Here is a 17,836-nt window from a genome sequence, read left to right as displayed (position 1 = left end):
TAAGAACCGAAAAGGTTCAGGCTAGAACATCAAAATTACTTGATGATCTTGGTGACGCGGCCTGATCCAACGGTGCGGCCGCCTTCGCGGATAGCGAAGCCGAGGCCCTCTTCCATAGCGATCGGCTGGATGAGCTCAACGGTCATCTCAGTGTTATCGCCGGGCATAACCATTTCAGTGCCCTCGGGGAGGGTGATGACGCCGGTTACGTCCGTGGTACGGAAGTAGAACTGCGGGCGGTAGTTCGAGTAGAACGGGTTGTGGCGTCCGCCTTCATCCTTGGACAGGATGTAGACGTTGGCCTCGAAATCGGTGTGCGGGGTAATGGAACCCGGCTTCACGATGACCTGGCCACGCTCTACGTCTTCGCGCTTGATGCCGCGGAGCAGCAGGCCACAGTTCTCGCCGGCCCATGCTTCGTCAAGCTGCTTGTGGAACATCTCGATACCGGTAACCGTGGTCTTCTGGACCGGACGGATGCCGACGATCTCGACCTCGGAGTTGATGGCGAGGGTACCGCGCTCGGCGCGGCCCGTGACAACGGTTCCACGACCGGTGATCGTGAAGACGTCCTCGATCGGCATCAGGAACGGCTTGTCCTTGTCGCGGATCGGGTCCGGCACGTTGTTGTCAACGGCGTCCATCAGCTCTTCGACGGAAGCAACCCACTTGGGGTCGCCTTCCAGAGCCTTCAGGCCCGAAACGCGGACGACGGGAGCGTTGTCCCCGTCGAATTCCTGGGAGCTCAGCAGTTCGCGAACTTCCATTTCCACGAGGTCGAGCAGTTCTTCGTCGTCAACCATGTCGGACTTGTTCAGTGCGACCAGCAGGTAGGGAACGCCCACCTGGCGGGCGAGCAGAACGTGCTCGCGGGTCTGGGCCATCGGACCGTCGGTAGCGGCAACCACGAGGATTGCGCCGTCCATCTGAGCTGCACCAGTGATCATGTTCTTGATGTAGTCAGCGTGGCCGGGAGCGTCTACGTGTGCGTAGTGGCGCTTCTCGGTCTGGTACTCGATGTGCGAGATGTTGATGGTGATACCGCGCTGGCGCTCTTCAGGTGCAGAGTCGATAGCAGCGAAATCGCGCTTTTCGTTCAGATCAGGGTACTTGTCAGCAAGCACCTTCGAAATGGCAGCGGTCAACGTGGTCTTGCCATGGTCAACGTGACCAATGGTGCCGATGTTGACGTGCGGCTTAGTCCGCTCGAACTTTGCCTTCGCCACGGGTTCCTCCTAGAGAGTTAGAAGACTCAATCTCCAGCCGCGCTTTTCGCAACTGAAACTGATGTAAGTCTACTGGGGGCTGTTTATTTGATGAAATTGCCGATTTCCGCAGCAGCCTGGCGAGGCCGCTCAGTTTGGCTATGCGCCCGGTCCGGGCCGAAACCCGGACCGGGCACACACGGCGGGTGTCCCGGCGTAAACCGTTCCACCCTCCAAGTTTTACTCGCCGCGCGTCTTCTGGATGATCTCGTCGGCAACTGCCTTCGGGACCTCGGCGTAGCTGTTGAAGGACATGGAGTACACGGCGCGGCCCTGGGTCTTGGACCGCAGGTCGCCGATGTAACCGAACATGCCGGACAGCGGGACGTGCGCCCGGATGACCTTTACGCCGGCTGCATCTTCCATGGACTGCATCTGGCCGCGGCGGGAGTTGATGTCACCGATGACTTCACCCATGTATTCCTCAGGGGTGCGGACTTCTACATCCATCAGCGGTTCCAGCAGGACCGGGTTGGCCATCCGTGCAGCTTCCTTGAAGGCCTGGCGTCCGGCAATCTTGAACGCCATTTCCGAGGAGTCGACGTCGTGGTACGCGCCGTCAAGCAGCGTGGCCTTGATGCCGACAACCGGGTAACCGGCGAGCACACCGTCAGTGAGGGCGCTCTGGATACCCTGGTCAACGGAGGGGATGTATTCGCGCGGAACACGACCACCGGTGACCTTGTTCTCGAATTCGTAGAACGTGCCGTCGGAAGTATCCAGCGGCTCGATCGCGATCTGGATCTTTGCGAACTGACCCGAACCACCGGTCTGCTTCTTGTGCGTGTAGTCGTGCTTGGCGACTGCACGGCGGATGGTCTCGCGGTAAGCCACCTGGGGCTTGCCCACGTTGGCCTCCACGCGGAACTCGCGGCGCATGCGGTCCACCAGGATGTCCAGGTGGAGCTCGCCCATGCCGGCGATGATCGTCTGACCTGTGTCTTCGTCGAGGGAGACCTGGAAGGTCGGGTCCTCTTCGGAGAGCTTCTGGATGGCCGTGGAGAGCTTCTCCTGGTCACCCTTGGTCTTCGGCTCGATGGCCACGGAAATCACGGGCTCCGGGAAGCTCATGGATTCCAGCACGATCGGGTCCTGCAGGTCGCACAGGGTATCGCCCGTGGTCGTATCCTTCAGGCCGATAGCGGCGTAAATGTGGCCCGTCGTGATTTCCTCGACCGGGTTTTCCTTGTTGGCGTGCATCTGGAAGAGCTTTCCGATGCGCTCCTTCTTCTGCTTGGTCGCGTTCATGACCTGGGCGCCGGAAGCAGCGTGACCGGAGTACACGCGGATGTAGGTCAGGCGGCCGAAGAACGGGTGCGTGACAACCTTGAAAGCCAGGGCGGAGAACGGAGCGTTGGCATCAGCGGCGCGTTCGAGGATGACCTCTTCGTCGCGGATGTCGTGGCCCTTGATGTTCGGCACGTCCAGCGGGCTGGGCAGGTAGTCGACGACGGCGTCCAGCATCGGCTGCACACCGCGGTTCTTGAAGGCAGAGCCGCACAGAACCGGGTAGACCTCGGAGTTGATGGTCAGCTTGCGGATGCCGGCCTTCAGCTCCGCAATGCTGATCTCTTCGCCTTCGAGGTACTTGTTCATCAGTTCGTCGCTGGCTTCAGCAACGGTCTCGACCAGCTGTGCGCGGTACTCTTCGGCCTTTTCCTGCAGGTCTGCGGGGATCGGCTCGATTTCGTACTTGGCGCCCATGGTCACGTCACCCTTGGCGTCGCCGCGCCAGGTCAGGGCACGCATTTCGATGAGGTCAACGACGCCCTCGAATTCGCTCTCGGAGCCGATCGGCAGCTGGAGAACCAGCGGCTTGGCGCCCAGGCGGTTGATGATCGTGTCTACGGTGAAGTAGAAGTCAGCGCCCAGCTTGTCCATCTTGTTGACGAAGCAGATACGCGGCACATCGTACTTATCGGCCTGACGCCAAACAGTCTCGGACTGCGGCTCAACGCCTTCCTTGCCGTCGAAGACAGCGACGGCGCCGTCGAGGACGCGCAGGGACCGCTCAACCTCGACAGTGAAGTCAACGTGACCCGGGGTGTCGATGATGTTGATCTGGTTGTTGTCCCAGTAACACGTGGTAGCTGCGGAGGTAATGGTGATACCCCGCTCCTGCTCCTGTGCCATCCAGTCCATGGTGGACGCACCGTCGTGGGTCTCGCCAATCTTGTGGTTGACACCCGTGTAGAACAGGATGCGCTCGGTTGTAGTCGTCTTGCCGGCATCAATGTGGGCCATGATGCCGATGTTGCGGACCTTGTTCAGGTCGGTAAGCACGTCAAGTGCCACGGTTTCTCCCTATATTTGGTGTTTGCCGGTTCGACTGCGTTTATCTGCTTCGGGCCCCGCACCCCGCCTAAGCGGAATGCAGGGCCTCGAAGGAGGGGCCGCCGTCGGCCAGGCTTTTTACCAGCGGTAGTGCGCGAAGGCCTTGTTGGACTCAGCCATCTTGTGGGTGTCCTCGCGGCGCTTCACAGCTGCACCGAGACCGTTGGAAGCGTCCAGGATTTCGTTGCGGAGACGCTCGGTCATGGTCTTCTCGCGGCGGGCCTTCGAGTAGCCAACCAGCCAGCGCAGGGCCAGTGCGGTTGCACGGCCCGGCTTGACCTCAACGGGAACCTGGTAGGTGGCGCCGCCAACGCGGCGGGACTTAACCTCAAGGCTGGGCTTGATGTTGTCCATGGCCTTCTTCAGGGCTGCAACCGGATCCTGTCCGGTCTTCTCCTGAGCGCCTGCAAGTGCACCGTAGACGATGCGCTCTGCGGTGGACTTCTTGCCGTCGATCAGAACCTTGTTGATCAGCTGCGTGACCAGCGGGGAGCCGTAGACGGGATCCAGTACGAGCGGCCGCTTGGGGGCCGGACCCTTGCGGGGCATATTACTTCTTCTCCATCTTCGCGCCGTAGCGGCTGCGAGCCTGCTTGCGGTTCTTGACACCCTGGGTATCGAGGGCACCGCGGACAATCTTGTAGCGGACACCGGGAAGGTCCTTCACACGGCCGCCGCGCACCAGCACGATGGAGTGTTCCTGAAGGTTGTGACCCACACCGGGGATGTAAGCGGTTACTTCGATGCCGCCGTTGAGGCGGACACGTGCAACCTTACGCAGAGCCGAGTTCGGCTTCTTCGGGGTGGTGGTGTAAACGCGGGTGCAGACACCACGGCGCATCGGGCTGCCCTGGAGGGCAGGAGCCTTGGTCTTGGAGACCTTGGGTGAGCGGCCCTTGCGGACCAGCTGCTGAATCGTAGGCACTTTCGTGTTCTCCGTTTTTTCTCGAGATAATTCTCTGGTTGCCCCGCCCCGCTGCCGGCTGAAACCAACCAGGGGGCGACGCGCTTAAAGTCGTTGCCGCAATGCCCCGAGAAGTTCCGATACTCTCGCCGAAAGCGACCGTAGGCGTGCAAAAGTGTGGCATTCGTTGCGCAAGAAGCCCGCAACCCGGAAACAGGCCCGCCCATTCCTTCCGGAATGCATTCCTCCGAGTATCTCACCACGGAGGGCACGCGAGCGGCCTTCATCCACTGCCACACAAACAATTGGCTTTCAGTCTAGCAGACTTAAGCGGAGCCGGACGAAAGTGCGGCAGGGATCACATTCTGCTTGGCCCTGTCCCGCTAGCTTCGCGCCGCCAGGGCGGCCGTAATGGTGGCCGACGCCTGCTGCAGGTGCGGCACAACCCTGGCCGCTGCTTCCTTCAGTGTAGGCGCTTCGGTTCCGAGGCCTGCCTGCATGGAGGTGTTCAGCGCAGCCAGCACCTGCCCGCGGGGGTCGAATATCGGTACAGCCACCGAGCGCAGGCCCTGCTCCAGTTCCTGGTCCACAATGGCCCAGCCCTGTTCCCGCACCCGGGCAACCATACTCCGGAGCCGGTCCGGATCGGTCACCGTCCGGTCGGTCAGCGGCCGCAGCTCAACCGTGGCCAGGTACTCTTCGAACCGGTCCCCGGACAGGCCGGCCAGCAGCACCCGCCCCATGGAGGTGGCGTAGGCCGGAAACCTGGTGCCCACGCTGATGCCCACGGTCATCAGCCGGCGGGTGTGGATTCGGGCTATGTACACAATCTCGTTGCCGTCCAGGATGGAGGCGGAGGTGGACTCCGAAATCGCCCGGGAAAGGTCCTCCAGAACCGGTTGGGCCAGCTGGGGAAGGGACTGGCCCGACAGGTAGGAATACCCCAACTGCAGCACCAACGCCGTCAGCTCGAAGGTCCGCCCGTCGGTCCGCACATAGCCGAGCTCCACCAGGGTGAGCAGGAAACGGCGGGCCGTGGCACGGGTCAGGCCCGTCCGGCGCGAGACGTCGCTGAGCGTCATCTGCACGTGCTCGGCGTCGAACGCACGGATCACCTGCAGGCCCCGGGCCAGGGACTGGACGTACTGGTCGCTGGCCGGTGCGGTCCCGCTCATTTATCCCCCATGGTGTAGGCCTAGCTGCCGGCGTTGCCGCGAATCAGCTCAATGTCCATTGCTGCGGCCAGTTCCTCGAAGGTGGTGCCGAAGGTCTCGCGGACGTGGACCCCGTCTTCCTTCAGCAGGAAGACCGCCTCATTAGTGTAGACGCGCGTGACACAGCCGACGCCGGTCAGCGGGTAGCTGCATTCCTTCACCAGCTTGCTCGCACCGTCCCTGGTGAACAGGTTCATCATGACGTAGACGTCCTTGGCCCCGGTGGCCAGGTCCATGGCGCCGCCGACGGCGGGGATGGCGTCCGGCGCCCCGGTATGCCAGTTGGCCAAGTCACCGGAGGCAGATACCTGGAAGGCGCCAAGGACGCACACATCCAGGTGGCCGCCGCGCATGACGGCGAAGGAGTCGGCGTGGTGGAAGTAGGAGGCGCCGGGCAGTTCGGTCACCGGAATCTTGCCGGCGTTGATCAGGTCCGGGTCCACCTCGTCACCGTGCGCCTGGGGTCCCATGCCGAGCATGCCGTTCTCGGTGTGCAGGGTGATGTTCTGCTCCGGCTTCAAAAAGTCCGACACCAGGGTGGGCTGTCCGATGCCAAGGTTCACGAAGGACCCCGGGGCGATGTCCGCAGCTACAAGGGCTGCCAGGGCGTTTTTGTCCAGCTTTTCCGTGGTGCTCATGCTGCGGCCGGTGCTTTCTCCCGGTTCACGCGGACCAGGGTGTTGACGTAGATTCCCGGGGTCACGACGGTCTCGGGGTCTATCTGCCCGGTGTCCACTATCTCGCGGACCTGCACCATGGCGTGCTTCGCCGCCGCAGCCATGACCGGACCGAAGTTCCGTGCGGTCTTGCGGTACACGAGGTTGCCGGCGCGGTCCGCCCGCAGGGCCTTAACCAGGGCAAAGTCGGCATGAAGCGGCGTTTCGAAGACGTAGCCGCGGCCGTCGATCATCCGGGTTTCCTTGCCTTCGGCCAGCGGCGTGCCGAAGGCCGTGGGCGTGAAGAAACCGCCGATGCCGGCGCCGGCGGCCCGGATGCGTTCGGCCAGGTTGCCCTGCGGCACCAGTTCCAGTTCAATCTCCCCGGCCCGGTATCGGGCGTCGAAGATCTGCGAGTCGGACTGCCGGGGGAAGGAGCACACGATCTTCTTCACCCGCCCGGCGCCGATGAGCGCTGCCAGGCCCTGCTCCCCGTTGCCGGCGTTGTTGTTCACGACGGTCAGGTTGGCTGCTCCCTGGCGCAGCAGCGCTTCGATCAGTTCCACGGGCTGCCCGGCACGGCCGAACCCGCCAATCATCACGGTGGCGCCGTCGTGTATGGGCGCCACGGCCTCATCTGCGTCCTGGACTATCTTGAGCACGGTGTCTTCCTTATGGTTGAGCGGCGGGGCGGGTCAATTGGCGTTTTCCAGCACGACGGCGAGGCCTTGGCCGACGCCGATGCAGATGGCGGCCACGCCCCAGCGTTCCCCGGATCCCTGCAGCCGGCGGGCCAAGGTGCCCAGGATGCGGGCGCCGGAAGCCCCCAACGGGTGCCCGATCGCTACCGCACCGCCCCAGGCGTTGACGATCCCGGGGTCCACGTCCCACGCATCCAGGCATGCCAGGGACTGGGCGGCAAAGGCCTCGTTCAGTTCCACTGCCCCAACATCGCCCCAGCTGATGCCGGCGCGCTTCAGTGCGGTGTTGGCTGCTTCCACCGGTGCGTAGCCGAAGAACTGCGGTTCATTGGCGGCGGCGCCGCGGCCTGCGATGCGGGCCAGCGGCGCGAGCCCCAGGATCCCGGCCGCACTTTCGCTGCCCACCCAGGCCGCGGAGGCACCGTCGTTCAGGGGCGAGGCGTTGCCGGCGGTCACTGTGCCGCCGGACGCGTCATCGGACGCCGGGCGGAAGACAGTGCGCAGGGTGGCGAGCTTCTCCGTGGTGGACCCTGCGCGGATGCTTTCATCCCTGGCCAGATCCACGCCGTCGACGGCGACGGTCAGGTTCGCGTACTTGCCCTCGTCCCATGCCCGGGCCGCCGAGGCATGGGAGGCGGCGGCGAATTCGTCCTGCCGTTCGCGGGTGATGCCGTACTTCTCCCGAAGCTGCTCGGTGGCCTCGCCCAGGGACACCGTCCATTCCTTCGGCATGGCCGGGTTGACCAGGCGCCAGCCCAAGGTCGTAGAGGCAAGGGCGGCGTCACCGGCGGGATACGGCGACTCGTTCTTGGGCAACACCCAGGGGGCGCGGCTCATGGACTCCACGCCGCCGATGAGCATCAGGTCCGCCTCCGAGGTGTTGATCTGGCGGGAGGCAATCATTGCCGCATCCAGCGAGGACCCGCAGAGCCGGTTGACGCTGGTGCCCGGAATGGAGGTGGGCAGTCCCGCCAGCAGGGCCGCCATGCGCGCAACGTTGCGGTTTTCCTCACCCGCGCCGTTGGCATTGCCGAAGACCACTTCATCGATCCGTTCCGGGTCCAGTTCCGGTGCCCGAGAGACGGCTGCCCGGATCACCTGGGCGGCCAGGTCATCGGGGCGGACGCCGGCGAGGGCGCCGCCGAATTTCCCGAAAGGGGTACGAACTGCGTCGTAGATATATGCCTGGTTCACCGGTGCTCCTTTGAAACGTGCTGCGAAGAAACTGGAATCGGAACGTTCGGACTGTTGGGTCTGGCTCGTTGCGCGGCTACGCCTCGGCGTCGATGTCCCGGAACACGCCCTGCGCCGTCTTGAACGCCGAGTTGGCTGCCGGGACGCCGCAGTAGATGGCGGACTGCAGCACAATCTCCTTGATCTCGTCGCGGCTGAGGCCGTTGCGCAGGGCCGCCCTGACGTGCATGGCGAACTCCTCCAAGTGGCCGTGCGCGATCAGGGCGGTGAGGGTGACGGCGCTGCGCATAGTGCGCGGCAGGCCCGGCCGGGTCCAGATGGTGCCCCACGCGTACTGGGTGATCAGGTCCTGGAAGTCGGCGGTGAACCCGTCCTTGCCGGCGTTGGCACGGTCCACGTGCTCGGGGCCGAGGACTTCCCGTCGAACGGCCATGCCCTCGTTGTACACGTCCTGCCGGCTCTTGTCTCCGTCTGCGATCACGGGCTAGATCCCTTCCAGGTACTGGGCGCCGAAGAAGTCCTTCAGCAGCTGCGCGGTTTGGGCCGGCTGTTCGGCCGGGACCAGGTGGGCGGCCTCGTTGACGACGGCGGCTGTGCCGTTGGTGACACGGTCCGCGATCAGGTCCGCAAACGAGGGCGGCGTGACGGCGTCTTCGGCGCCGGCGACGGCGAGCACCGGCACGGTGATGTCCGGCAGGCGTTCGCGGACGTCAAAGTTGGCCAGAGCGGAGCAGCAGTAAGCGTAGGAGAACCGGTCAGCGTCCTGCAGCGAGTGCAGCAGGGCCGTGGCGGCGGCTGGTTCGCGCTCCATGAAGCCGGGGGCGAACCAGCGCTGTGCGGACCCCGTGATTTGCGTGGGGGTGCCCTGGGCGCGCACGGTGTCCGCACGCTCCTCCCAGCCCTCGGCATCGCCAATCTTGGCACCCGAACACAGCACGGCGAGCCCGTCGAACAGTTCGCCGTGGTCCAGGCCCAGCTGTAGTCCCACGGCGCCGCCCAGGGACACGCCGGCGTAAAACACCGGGACGCCGGCGGCAATGTCCCCGGAACGGCGGGCACCGCGGACGAGGTCCGCGACGGCCGCCGCCAGGTCGTCGATGCTGAAGCCGTCCTCTGCGGCGGGGCTGGCGCCGTGGCCGGGAAGATCCCAGCCGATAACCGTAAAGGTGTCAAGGGCTGCTGCCGCCCGGTTCCATAGCGGCAGGGCTGCCGTTCCCAGCGAAGGCCCGGCGATCAGCACGGGAGCACCGGGCCCGGTGAGGCGGGTTGCCTTGATGGCGGGGATGCTCATGCGCTCGGCTTTCCGGGGTAGGCGGCGGTGATCCGTTCAATCAGCGCTGCCGCCTCCCCAAGGTATTGGGCGGGGTCGAGGAGGGACAACAGGTCCGCGTCGGAGAGCACCTGCACCGGCACGACGCCGCGCAGCAGCTTTTCGAAGGGCTCCCCGGAGCTGAGCGAGGCGGCAACTGCCTCGGAGATCATCTCCTTGCCGCTTCCCGGCATGCCGTGGCGCTCCATGTGGTCATCGAGCAGCGGCGCCGCAACGGCCATGATCTTCTCGCTGACCACCAGCGGCCCGGCACTGTCCAGGTTCCGAGCCAGCGCCCCGGTGTGCACCTGCAGCCCCTCGGCCAGTTCAGCCAGGTGGGCGGCCGCTCCCCCGGCCAGGCGCAGCATGGAGCGCAGGGCCTGCCACTCCACGTGCCAGGACCCGCTGGGACGCTCGTCGTCTGCTGCCGCCGCGGCGGCCTGCAGCTGCACCCCGTGGCCAGGCGCGGCCAGCGCGGCGCTGCGGATCAGGACGGACAGGACCGGGTTCTGCTTCTGCGGCATGGCCGAGGAACCGCCGCGCCCGGCGGCACGGGGTTCGGATACCTCGCCGATCTCGGGGCGGCTGAGCAGCAGGACGTCGTTGGCCATTTTCCCGGCGGCAGCGGTGAAGTCCTGCAGGGCGTTGCCGAGGGCGGTGACGGGAAGCCGGTTGGTCTGCCACGGCGCCACGGGGTGGGACAGCCCGAGCGCGTCAGCGAGGCGTTCGGTGAGGTCGAAACTGCTGATCCGTCCACCTTCGGGCTGTGCGCCGGCAGCCGCCGTGGTGAGGGCAGCGAGGGTACCCGAGGCACCGCCCCACTGCAGGGGCAGGGCAGCGGCCGCGGTGCGCAGGCTCGTGGTGGCCTGCCCGACGCCGTGCAGCCACTGGGCGGCGCGCAGGCCGAAGGTTGACGGCGTCGAATGCTGGGTCAGGGTCCGGGCCACGCACAGCGTTGCGGCATGCTCCCGGGCCAGGTTTCCCAGCGCTGCGGCGGCGCGGTCCGCGTCGGATGCAATGACGTCCAGTGCGCGGCGGGACATCAGCATCAGCGCGGTGTCCATAACGTCCTGGCTGGTGGCGCCGCGGTGGACTGCGGCGGCCGCTGCAGCGCCCCCCGGCCCGGACCGCACCCGTGCGCGCAGGTCGGCCAGCAGCGGTATTACCGGGTTCCCGCCGCCCTGGGCACGCACGGCCAGGGACGCGGCGTCGTACTGGGACGCGTCACTTGCCTCGACCACCGCTTCGGGAGCGGAGGGGCCGGCCAGGCCGGCGGCGGCCAGCACCCGCACCCATTCCAGTTCAACATCCAGGAGGGTTTGGAGCAGCTGCCGGTCTCCGGTCAGCTCCGCCGCGGGCGTGCCTGCCCAGGCCGGCGCGAGCAGCCCGTAATCGGCGCTCTGTGCAGCATCCATGCCTAGGCTCCCGGGTAGGTCAGGAAAACGGTTTCATTCTCGCCCTGGAGGCTGACGTTCCAGCGCAGCCCGCCGTCCGCTTCACGGGTGGCAATGAGCGTACGCCGGCGCTCCTCGGGGAGCGAGGACAGCAGGGAGTCGCGGGCCAGGGCCGCTTCATCGTCCGGCAGGTACATCCGCGTGTGCAGCTTGTTCAGAAGGCCGCGGGCAAAAACGACAACGGAAATAAAGGGCGCGGAGCCTGTCTCGGCAGGACCGGGATTCACCGTGGTGAATGTGTAGTTTCCGGCATTGTCCACCGCCGTGCGTCCCCAGCCGGTGAAGGTGTACCCGTCACGGACGAGCGAACCTGCGCGCTGCGCAATGTTGCCCGCGGCGTCGGCCTGCCAGATTTCCAGCAGGGCGTCGGGAACGGGGTCCCCTGCGCCGTCCGTGACCGTGCCCTGCAGCCGCACGCTGCCGGGCATGCCCGGCGCCGCCAGCTGGTTGTCCTTCTCGAAAGGGAGGGCGTAGCCGTAGAACGGCCCGATAGTCTGCCCGGGCGTGGCCGTCAGCTTCTGCTCGCTCATGGTTGTGCATCCTCGTCTTCCATCCACGTGCGGTTGCTGCCGCTGAGCACAATGTCCCAGTTATAGCCGGTAGCCCATTCGTGGGCGGTGATGATGTGGTCATACGTTGCCACCAGCCGGTCCCGGGCCAACTGGTCGGTAATGGACTGGTAGATCGGGTCCAGCGCAAAGAGCGGATCGCCGGGGAAGTACATTTGGGTGATCATCCGCTGGGTGAAGTCGGTGCCGAAGAGCGAGAAATGGATGTGCGCCGGCCGCCAGGCGTTGTGGTGGTTTTTCCACGGGTAAGGTCCGGGCTTGATGGTGGTGAACTCGTAGAACCCGTCCTCCGTGGTGAGGCAGCGGCCCACACCGGTGAAGTTCGGATCCAGCGGCGCCGGGTGCTGGTCCCGTTTGTGGATGTAGCGTCCGGCGGAGTTGGCCTGCCATATTTCCACCAGCTGGTTCCGCACCGGCCGGCCGTCGCCGTCGAGGATGCGGCCGCGCACGATGATCCGCTCCCCCATGGGCTCGCCGTTGTGCTGGATGGTCAGGTCACTCTCCAGCGCGTGGACGTCCTGGTGCCCGAAGGCCGGGGACCACAGTTCAATGGTTTCCGGATCCACATGGCGGGGATCCTTGGTGGGGTGGCGCAGGAGGGAACTGCGGTAGGGAGAGAAGTCCACGCGGGGTTGGGTTTCCTCCGCGGCGCCGTCGTCCAGCGTTTTGCCGTAGGCCGCGTGGATGCTGCCGATCTCGGCCGAGATTTGGTCCTGGGTGGCCTCTGCAGCGTCCGGTTTTTCAACGACATGGCTGTTCGAGAAAAGATCCTCTTCCATTTCCATGGTTTTCCTTTCGGTGGAACGCACCGTCGCGCTCCGGCTATTCTCCAAGCATCCACGTGGTGGGCACCACACTACACTGCCTGTTCACTTCAAGTACAGGTGTTCGCAATGCGAACGGGTTAGGCGTTGGGCCAGCCGGTGTACGCCTCGGCGAGATAGGCGCTGCCGTGCCGGGAGCCGACGACGCCGCCCAGTTCACCGAGCGCACGCTTGCGTTCGAATGGGCCGGCGTCAGCCCGCGTGTGCAGCATGGACGTCATCCAGTAGCTGAAGTTCTGCGCCCGCCATACCCGCTGCAGGGCCTTGTCACTGTAGCCCTCCAGCAGATCCCGCGAACCGGTTGCGTAGAAGGAATCGACGGCTTCGAAGAGGACCCGGACATCGGCCAGGGCCAGGTTAAGCCCCTTGGCACCGGTGGGCGGGACAGTGTGTCCGGCGTCGCCGGCAAGGAAGAGGTTCCCGTACCGCAGCGGTTCGCAGACGTAGCTGCGGAACTTCAGCACGGACTTGTCGAAAATGGATCCGCGCTGCAGCCCAAAACCGTCCGGGCCGTCCACCCGTGCCTGCAGTTCATCCCAGATCTGCTCTTCGCTCCATGCCGCCGGATCCTCGTCCGGATCACACTGGAAATACATCCGCTGCACGGTGTCCGAACGCTGGCTGATCAACGCGAACCCGCGGTCGGAGTTGGCATAGACCAGCTCCGGGGCGCTGGGCGGAGCAGCGGTAAGGATTCCAAACCAGGCGAAGGGGTACTCGATGAAGTTGTCCGTGCGTGCCTCGGCGGGAATGGAGCGCCTGCAGATCCCGCCGGAGCCGTCGGAGCCAACCAGGATGTCGCAGTGGATCTCGTACCCGGTCCCCGCCGCATCGGTGAAGCGGATCTTGGGGACGTCCGTGGCCAGGTCCGCCACGGCGGTGTCAGAGACGCCGTACCGGACGTCGCCGTTGTCGCGGGCCCGGGCCGCCGCCAGGTCGGTGAAGACCTCGTTCTGCGGGTACAGCCAGACGGACTCCCCCACCAGGTCCTCGAAGTCGAGGCGGTGGCTTTCGCCGCCGAAGCGCAGGTCGATGCCCTCGTGCCGGGTGCCCTTATCCAAGACCCCGCTGCCCACGCCCGTCTCGGTAAGCATCCGGACGCTGCCGCGTTCCAGGATGCCGGCCCGGTGGGTGGTGCGGATGGTTTCGTGGTCCCGTTTCTCCACCACTATGGAGCCGATGCCGGAGGTGGAGAGCAGATGCGAGAGCATCAGCCCGGCCGGGCCTGCGCCCACTATGCCGACCTGCGTCTTGAGGATAGTGCGCCCTGCGCCCATTGATTACTCCCTTGGAATCTTGTAGCGGACACTACCTCCAAGTGTGGCTGCCGGCACACGGGAGAGCCAAAGTGGCTCCCCCGTACAGCGCAGCTCCGGGTTAAACGCGGCAGGTCCCGCACCCTTGAGGGTGCGGGACCTGCCGTTAGTGCGCGCTTTCCTTAGCGGAAGTCGCTGCCCATGTCGTAGTCATCCAGCGGGATGGCATGGAACTCGGGGCTCAGGCCGCCGTCGACTCCGGCGTAATCGAAGTCGCTGAAGGCGCTCGGGCCGGTGAACAGGTTGGCCTTTGCTTCTTCGGTCGGCTCGACAGTGACCTCGGTGTAACGGGGCAGGCCCGTTCCGGCCGGGATCAGCTTACCGATGATGACGTTCTCCTTGAGGCCGAGCAGCGGATCGCTCTTGCCTTCCATGGCGGCCTGCGTCAGGACGCGGGTCGTTTCCTGGAAGGAAGCTGCGGACAGCCAGGACTCGGTGGCCAGGGAGGCCTTGGTGATACCCATCAGTTCCGGACGGCCCGAAGCAGGCTTCTTGCCTTCCGAAACCACGCGGCGGTTCTCGCTTTCGAAGCGGCGGCGTTCGGTCAGCTCACCCGGGAGCAGATCGGAGTCGCCGGACTCGATCACGGTCACGCGGCGCAGCATCTGGCGGACAATGACCTCGACGTGCTTGTCGTGGATGCCCACACCCTGGCTGCGGTACACGCGCTGGACTTCGTCCACCAGGAACTCCTGTGCCTTGCGCGGGCCGAGGATACGGAGGATCTGCTTGGGATCCACCGCACCGAAGACCAGCTGCTGGCCAACCTCGACGTGGTCGCCGTCGGCAACCAGCAGGCGGGCACGGCGCAGGACCGGGTACGCGATTTCCTCGGAGCCGTCATCGGGAGTGACAACCAGACGCATCTGGCGGTCGGTCTCTTCGATGGTGACCCGGCCCGCGGTCTCGGAGATCGGAGCAACACCCTTGGGGGTACGTGCTTCGAAGAGCTCCTGGATACGGGGCAGACCCTGGGTGATGTCCTCAGCGGAAGCAACACCACCGGTGTGGAAGGTACGCATGGTCAGCTGGGTACCCGGCTCACCAATGGACTGTGCGGCGATGATGCCCACGGCCTCGCCGATGTCCACGGTCTTACCCGTGGCCAGGGAGCGGCCGTAGCAAAGGGCACAGGTACCGACGGCGGACTCACAGGTGAGTACGGAGCGGACCTTGATGTCGGTGACACCGGCTTCGAACAGCTTCGCGATCAGCACGTCGCCAACATCGTCGCCGCCCTTGGCCAGGACGTTGCCCTGGTCATCGGTGACGTCGGTGGCCAGCGTACGGGCGTAGGCCGAGTTCTCGACCTCTTCGTGCAGCTGCAGTTCGCCGTTGGCATCCGGAACCGCGATGGTCACGTTCAGGCCGCGCTCGGTACCGCAGTCTTCCTCGCGGACAATAACGTCCTGGGAAACGTCCACCAGGCGACGGGTCAGGTAACCCGAGTTGGCGGTACGAAGGGCGGTATCGGCAAGACCCTTACGGGCACCGTGGGTGGCGATGAAGTACTCCAGCACCGACAGGCCCTCACGGTAAGAGGACTTGATCGGGCGGGGGATGATCTCACCCTTAGGGTTAGCCACCAGGCCGCGGATACCGGCGATCTGCCGGACCTGCAGCCAGTTACCACGGGCACCGGAGGACACCATGCGGTTGATGTTGTTGAATTCGGGCATGTTCGCCCGCATTGCAGCAGCAACCTCGTTGGTGGCCTTGTTCCAGATGTCGATCAGTTCCTGGCGGCGCTCGTCTTCAGCGATCAGGCCCTTGCCGTACTGGCTTTCAACCTTGGCGGCCTGGGCTTCGTAGCCTTCCATAATGGCCGGCTTGTCGATCGGAGCCGCGATGTCGGAGATGGCGACGGTAACGCCCGAGCGGGTGGCCCAGTAGAAACCGGCGTCCTTCAGGTTGTCCAGCGTGGCAGCCGTGACGACCTTCGGGTACCGCTCGGCGAGATCGTTGACGATCGCGGAGAGCTGGCCCTTGTCCGCAACTTCCGGCACCCACGGGTAATCCGCAGGCAGCGTCTGGTTGAAGATGACCTGTCCGAGGGAGGTTTCGATGAGGGCAGGAGTGCCCTCTTCCCAACCTTCCGGAGCGGGCTGGCTTGCGCTGGGGACAAAGCCGTCAACACGCATCTTCACCAGCGAGTTCAGGTGCAGCTCGCCCATGTCGAAGGCCATGATGGCTTCCGACATTGAACCGAACACACGGCCTTCGCCAACAGCACCGGGGCGCTTGGTGGTGAGGTGGTGCAGGCCGATGATCATATCCTGCGAGGGCAGGGTGACCGGGCGGCCGTCGGACGGCTTCAGGATGTTGTTCGAGGACAGCATGAGGATGCGTGCTTCAGCCTGGGCTTCGGGGCTCAGCGGCAGGTGTACTGCCATCTGGTCACCGTCGAAGTCAGCGTTGAAGGCGCCGCAGACCAGCGGGTGCAGCTGAAGGGCCTTGCCTTCAACAAGCTGCGGCTCGAAGGCCTGGATGCCGAGGCGGTGCAGGGTGGGTGCACGGTTGAGCAGCACCGGGTGTTCGGTGATGATCTCTTCCAGTACGTCCCAGACCTGCGGACGGAAACGCTCGACCATGCGCTTGGCGCTCTTGATGTTCTGGGCGTGGTTGAGGTCAACCAGGCGCTTCATCACGAACGGCTTGAAGAGCTCCAGGGCCATCTGCTTGGGCAGACCGCACTGGTGCAGCTTCAGCTGCGGGCCAACCACGATGACGGAACGGCCGGAGTAGTCAACGCGCTTACCCAGCAGGTTCTGGCGGAAGCGGCCCTGCTTGCCCTTGAGCATGTCGGACAGCGACTTCAGCGGACGGTTGCCCGGTCCGGTGACCGGACGGCCGCGGCGGCCGTTGTCGAACAGGGAGTCAACAGCTTCCTGAAGCATGCGCTTTTCGTTGTTCACGATGATCTCGGGGGCACCGAGATCCAGCAGGCGCTTCAGGCGGTTGTTGCGGTTGATCACGCGGCGGTACAGGTCGTTGAGGTCGGACGTCGCGAAACGGCCGCCGTCGAGCTGGACCATCGGGCGCAGTTCCGGCGGGATGACCGGGACGGCGTCCAGGACCATGCCCAGCGGGCTGTTGGAGGTGGTCAGGAATGCGTTGACAACCTTCAGGCGCTTCAGGGCACGCGTCTTGCGCTGGCCCTTGCCGTTCTGGATGATGTCGCGCAGGTTCTCCGACTCGGCCTGCATGTCGAAGTCTTCAAGACGCTTCTTGATGGCTTCGGCACCCATGGAGCCTTCGAAGTACAGGCCGTAGCGGTCCCGCAGTTCGCGGTAGAGGCCTTCGTCGCCTTCCAGATCGCCGACCTTGAGGTTCTTGAACCGGTCCCAGACCTGCTCGAGGCGCTCGATGTTGTTGTCGGCATCGCGGCGGACCTTGGCCATCTGGCGGTCGGCGGAGTCGCGGGCCTTCTTCTTGTCGGCAGCCTTGGCGCCTTCGCCTTCCAGGCGGGCAAGCTCGCCTTCGAGGTCCTTGGCGATCGCAGCAATGTCGGAGTCGCGCTGGTCGACGAGGTGCTTGCGCTCCAGGTCGTGCTCGGCCTGCAGGTTCGGCAGTTCGGCGTGGCGGTTCTCTTCATCAACCGAGGTAATCATGTAGGCGGCGAAGTAGATGACCTTCTCGAGGTCCTTCGGTGCCAGGTCCAGCAGGTAGCCCAGGCGGGAGGGGACACCCTTGAAGTACCAGATGTGGGTCACGGGAGCGGCGAGCTCGATGTGGCCCATCCGCTCGCGGCGGACCTTGGCACGGGTTACCTCGACGCCGCAGCGCTCACAGATGATGCCCTTGAAGCGCACGCGCTTGTACTTGCCGCAGTAGCACTCCCAGTCACGGGACGGACCAAAGATCTTTTCGCAGAAAAGACCGTCCTTCTCCGGCTTCAGGGTTCGGTAGTTGATGGTTTCCGGCTTCTTGACTTCGCCGTAAGACCAGCCACGGATTTCATCCGCGGTGGCAAGGCCGATTCGCATGAGGCCGAACGTGGAATCGTTGGACATGGGTCCCTGTTCTCTCTTGTTCTCTAAATCTGAATGTCTCGGGTGCGGAAAAGACTGAAGGTGACCCACCCTGCGTCCGCCGG

At 64.9% G+C, this 17,836-nt stretch carries 15 protein-coding genes; all 15 read right to left on the bottom strand.

Features of this window, described 5'->3' with window-relative positions; translation table 11 throughout:
• Positions 1-35 precede the first annotated feature (35 nt).
• The 15 genes from tuf to QNN98_RS04755 all read right to left on the bottom strand — a co-directional run bounded on the left by tuf (position 36) and on the right by QNN98_RS04755 (position 17,753).
• On the bottom strand, positions 36-1,226 hold the full coding sequence (gene tuf, locus QNN98_RS04825; protein ID WP_227892319.1) for an elongation factor Tu: 1,191 nt from the start codon (positions 1,224-1,226) through the stop codon (positions 36-38).
• A gap of 219 nt (positions 1,227-1,445) precedes the next feature.
• The gene (gene fusA, locus QNN98_RS04820) at positions 1,446-3,560 is read right to left on the bottom strand and encodes an elongation factor G (RefSeq protein ID WP_227912797.1); all 2,115 of its coding nucleotides are present in this window, start codon (positions 3,558-3,560) and stop codon (positions 1,446-1,448) included.
• A gap of 117 nt (positions 3,561-3,677) precedes the next feature.
• A complete protein-coding gene (gene rpsG, locus QNN98_RS04815) occupies positions 3,678-4,148 on the bottom strand; it encodes a 30S ribosomal protein S7 (protein WP_227903869.1) in 471 nt (156 codons plus the stop codon).
• A 1-nt stretch (position 4,149) separates the two neighbouring features.
• Positions 4,150-4,524, bottom strand: coding sequence for a 30S ribosomal protein S12 (gene rpsL, locus QNN98_RS04810; protein ID WP_104052742.1), 375 nt, complete (start codon positions 4,522-4,524; stop codon positions 4,150-4,152).
• A 362-nt stretch (positions 4,525-4,886) separates the two neighbouring features.
• Positions 4,887-5,678: an IclR family transcriptional regulator domain-containing protein gene (locus QNN98_RS04805; protein WP_283996414.1), complete on the bottom strand. Its 792-nt coding sequence runs from the start codon at positions 5,676-5,678 to the stop codon at positions 4,887-4,889.
• A gap of 20 nt (positions 5,679-5,698) precedes the next feature.
• Entirely contained in the window at positions 5,699-6,355 is a 657-nt protein-coding gene (locus tag QNN98_RS04800; protein ID WP_227912795.1) for a 3-oxoacid CoA-transferase subunit B, read from the bottom strand.
• Positions 6,352-7,035 (bottom strand): 3-oxoacid CoA-transferase subunit A, encoded by a 684-nt coding sequence (locus QNN98_RS04795; protein ID WP_283996413.1) that lies wholly within the window; start codon positions 7,033-7,035, stop codon positions 6,352-6,354. Before QNN98_RS04795 ends, QNN98_RS04800 begins: the two co-directional genes overlap by 4 nt.
• A gap of 33 nt (positions 7,036-7,068) precedes the next feature.
• Positions 7,069-8,268: a thiolase family protein gene (locus QNN98_RS04790; protein ID WP_283996412.1), complete on the bottom strand. Its 1,200-nt coding sequence runs from the start codon at positions 8,266-8,268 to the stop codon at positions 7,069-7,071.
• Positions 8,269-8,344: 76 nt separating this feature from the next.
• The gene (gene pcaC / locus QNN98_RS04785; RefSeq protein ID WP_227912792.1) at positions 8,345-8,749 is read right to left on the bottom strand and encodes a 4-carboxymuconolactone decarboxylase; all 405 of its coding nucleotides are present in this window, start codon (positions 8,747-8,749) and stop codon (positions 8,345-8,347) included.
• Between the two features lie 3 nt (positions 8,750-8,752).
• Positions 8,753-9,559, bottom strand: coding sequence for an alpha/beta fold hydrolase (locus QNN98_RS04780; protein WP_283996411.1), 807 nt, complete (start codon positions 9,557-9,559; stop codon positions 8,753-8,755).
• Entirely contained in the window at positions 9,556-10,992 is a 1,437-nt protein-coding gene (locus QNN98_RS04775) for a lyase family protein (protein WP_283996410.1), read from the bottom strand. Before QNN98_RS04775 ends, QNN98_RS04780 begins: the two co-directional genes overlap by 4 nt.
• Before the next feature lie 2 nt (positions 10,993-10,994).
• On the bottom strand, positions 10,995-11,561 hold the full coding sequence (gene pcaG, locus QNN98_RS04770; protein ID WP_227925100.1) for a protocatechuate 3,4-dioxygenase subunit alpha: 567 nt from the start codon (positions 11,559-11,561) through the stop codon (positions 10,995-10,997).
• A complete protein-coding gene (gene pcaH / locus QNN98_RS04765; RefSeq protein WP_283996572.1) occupies positions 11,558-12,379 on the bottom strand; it encodes a protocatechuate 3,4-dioxygenase subunit beta in 822 nt (273 codons plus the stop codon). Before pcaH ends, pcaG begins: the two co-directional genes overlap by 4 nt.
• A 125-nt stretch (positions 12,380-12,504) precedes the next feature.
• Positions 12,505-13,701, bottom strand: coding sequence for a 4-hydroxybenzoate 3-monooxygenase (locus tag QNN98_RS04760; RefSeq protein WP_283996409.1), 1,197 nt, complete (start codon positions 13,699-13,701; stop codon positions 12,505-12,507).
• A gap of 161 nt (positions 13,702-13,862) precedes the next feature.
• Positions 13,863-17,753: a DNA-directed RNA polymerase subunit beta' gene (locus QNN98_RS04755; protein ID WP_227912786.1), complete on the bottom strand. Its 3,891-nt coding sequence runs from the start codon at positions 17,751-17,753 to the stop codon at positions 13,863-13,865.
• Between the last annotated feature and the right edge of the window lie 83 nt (positions 17,754-17,836).

This window comes from Arthrobacter sp. zg-Y1143, from assembly GCF_030125565.1.
GTDB lineage: Bacteria > Actinomycetota > Actinomycetes > Actinomycetales > Micrococcaceae > Arthrobacter_B.
This window is presented reverse-complemented; position numbering and strand designations above follow the sequence as displayed.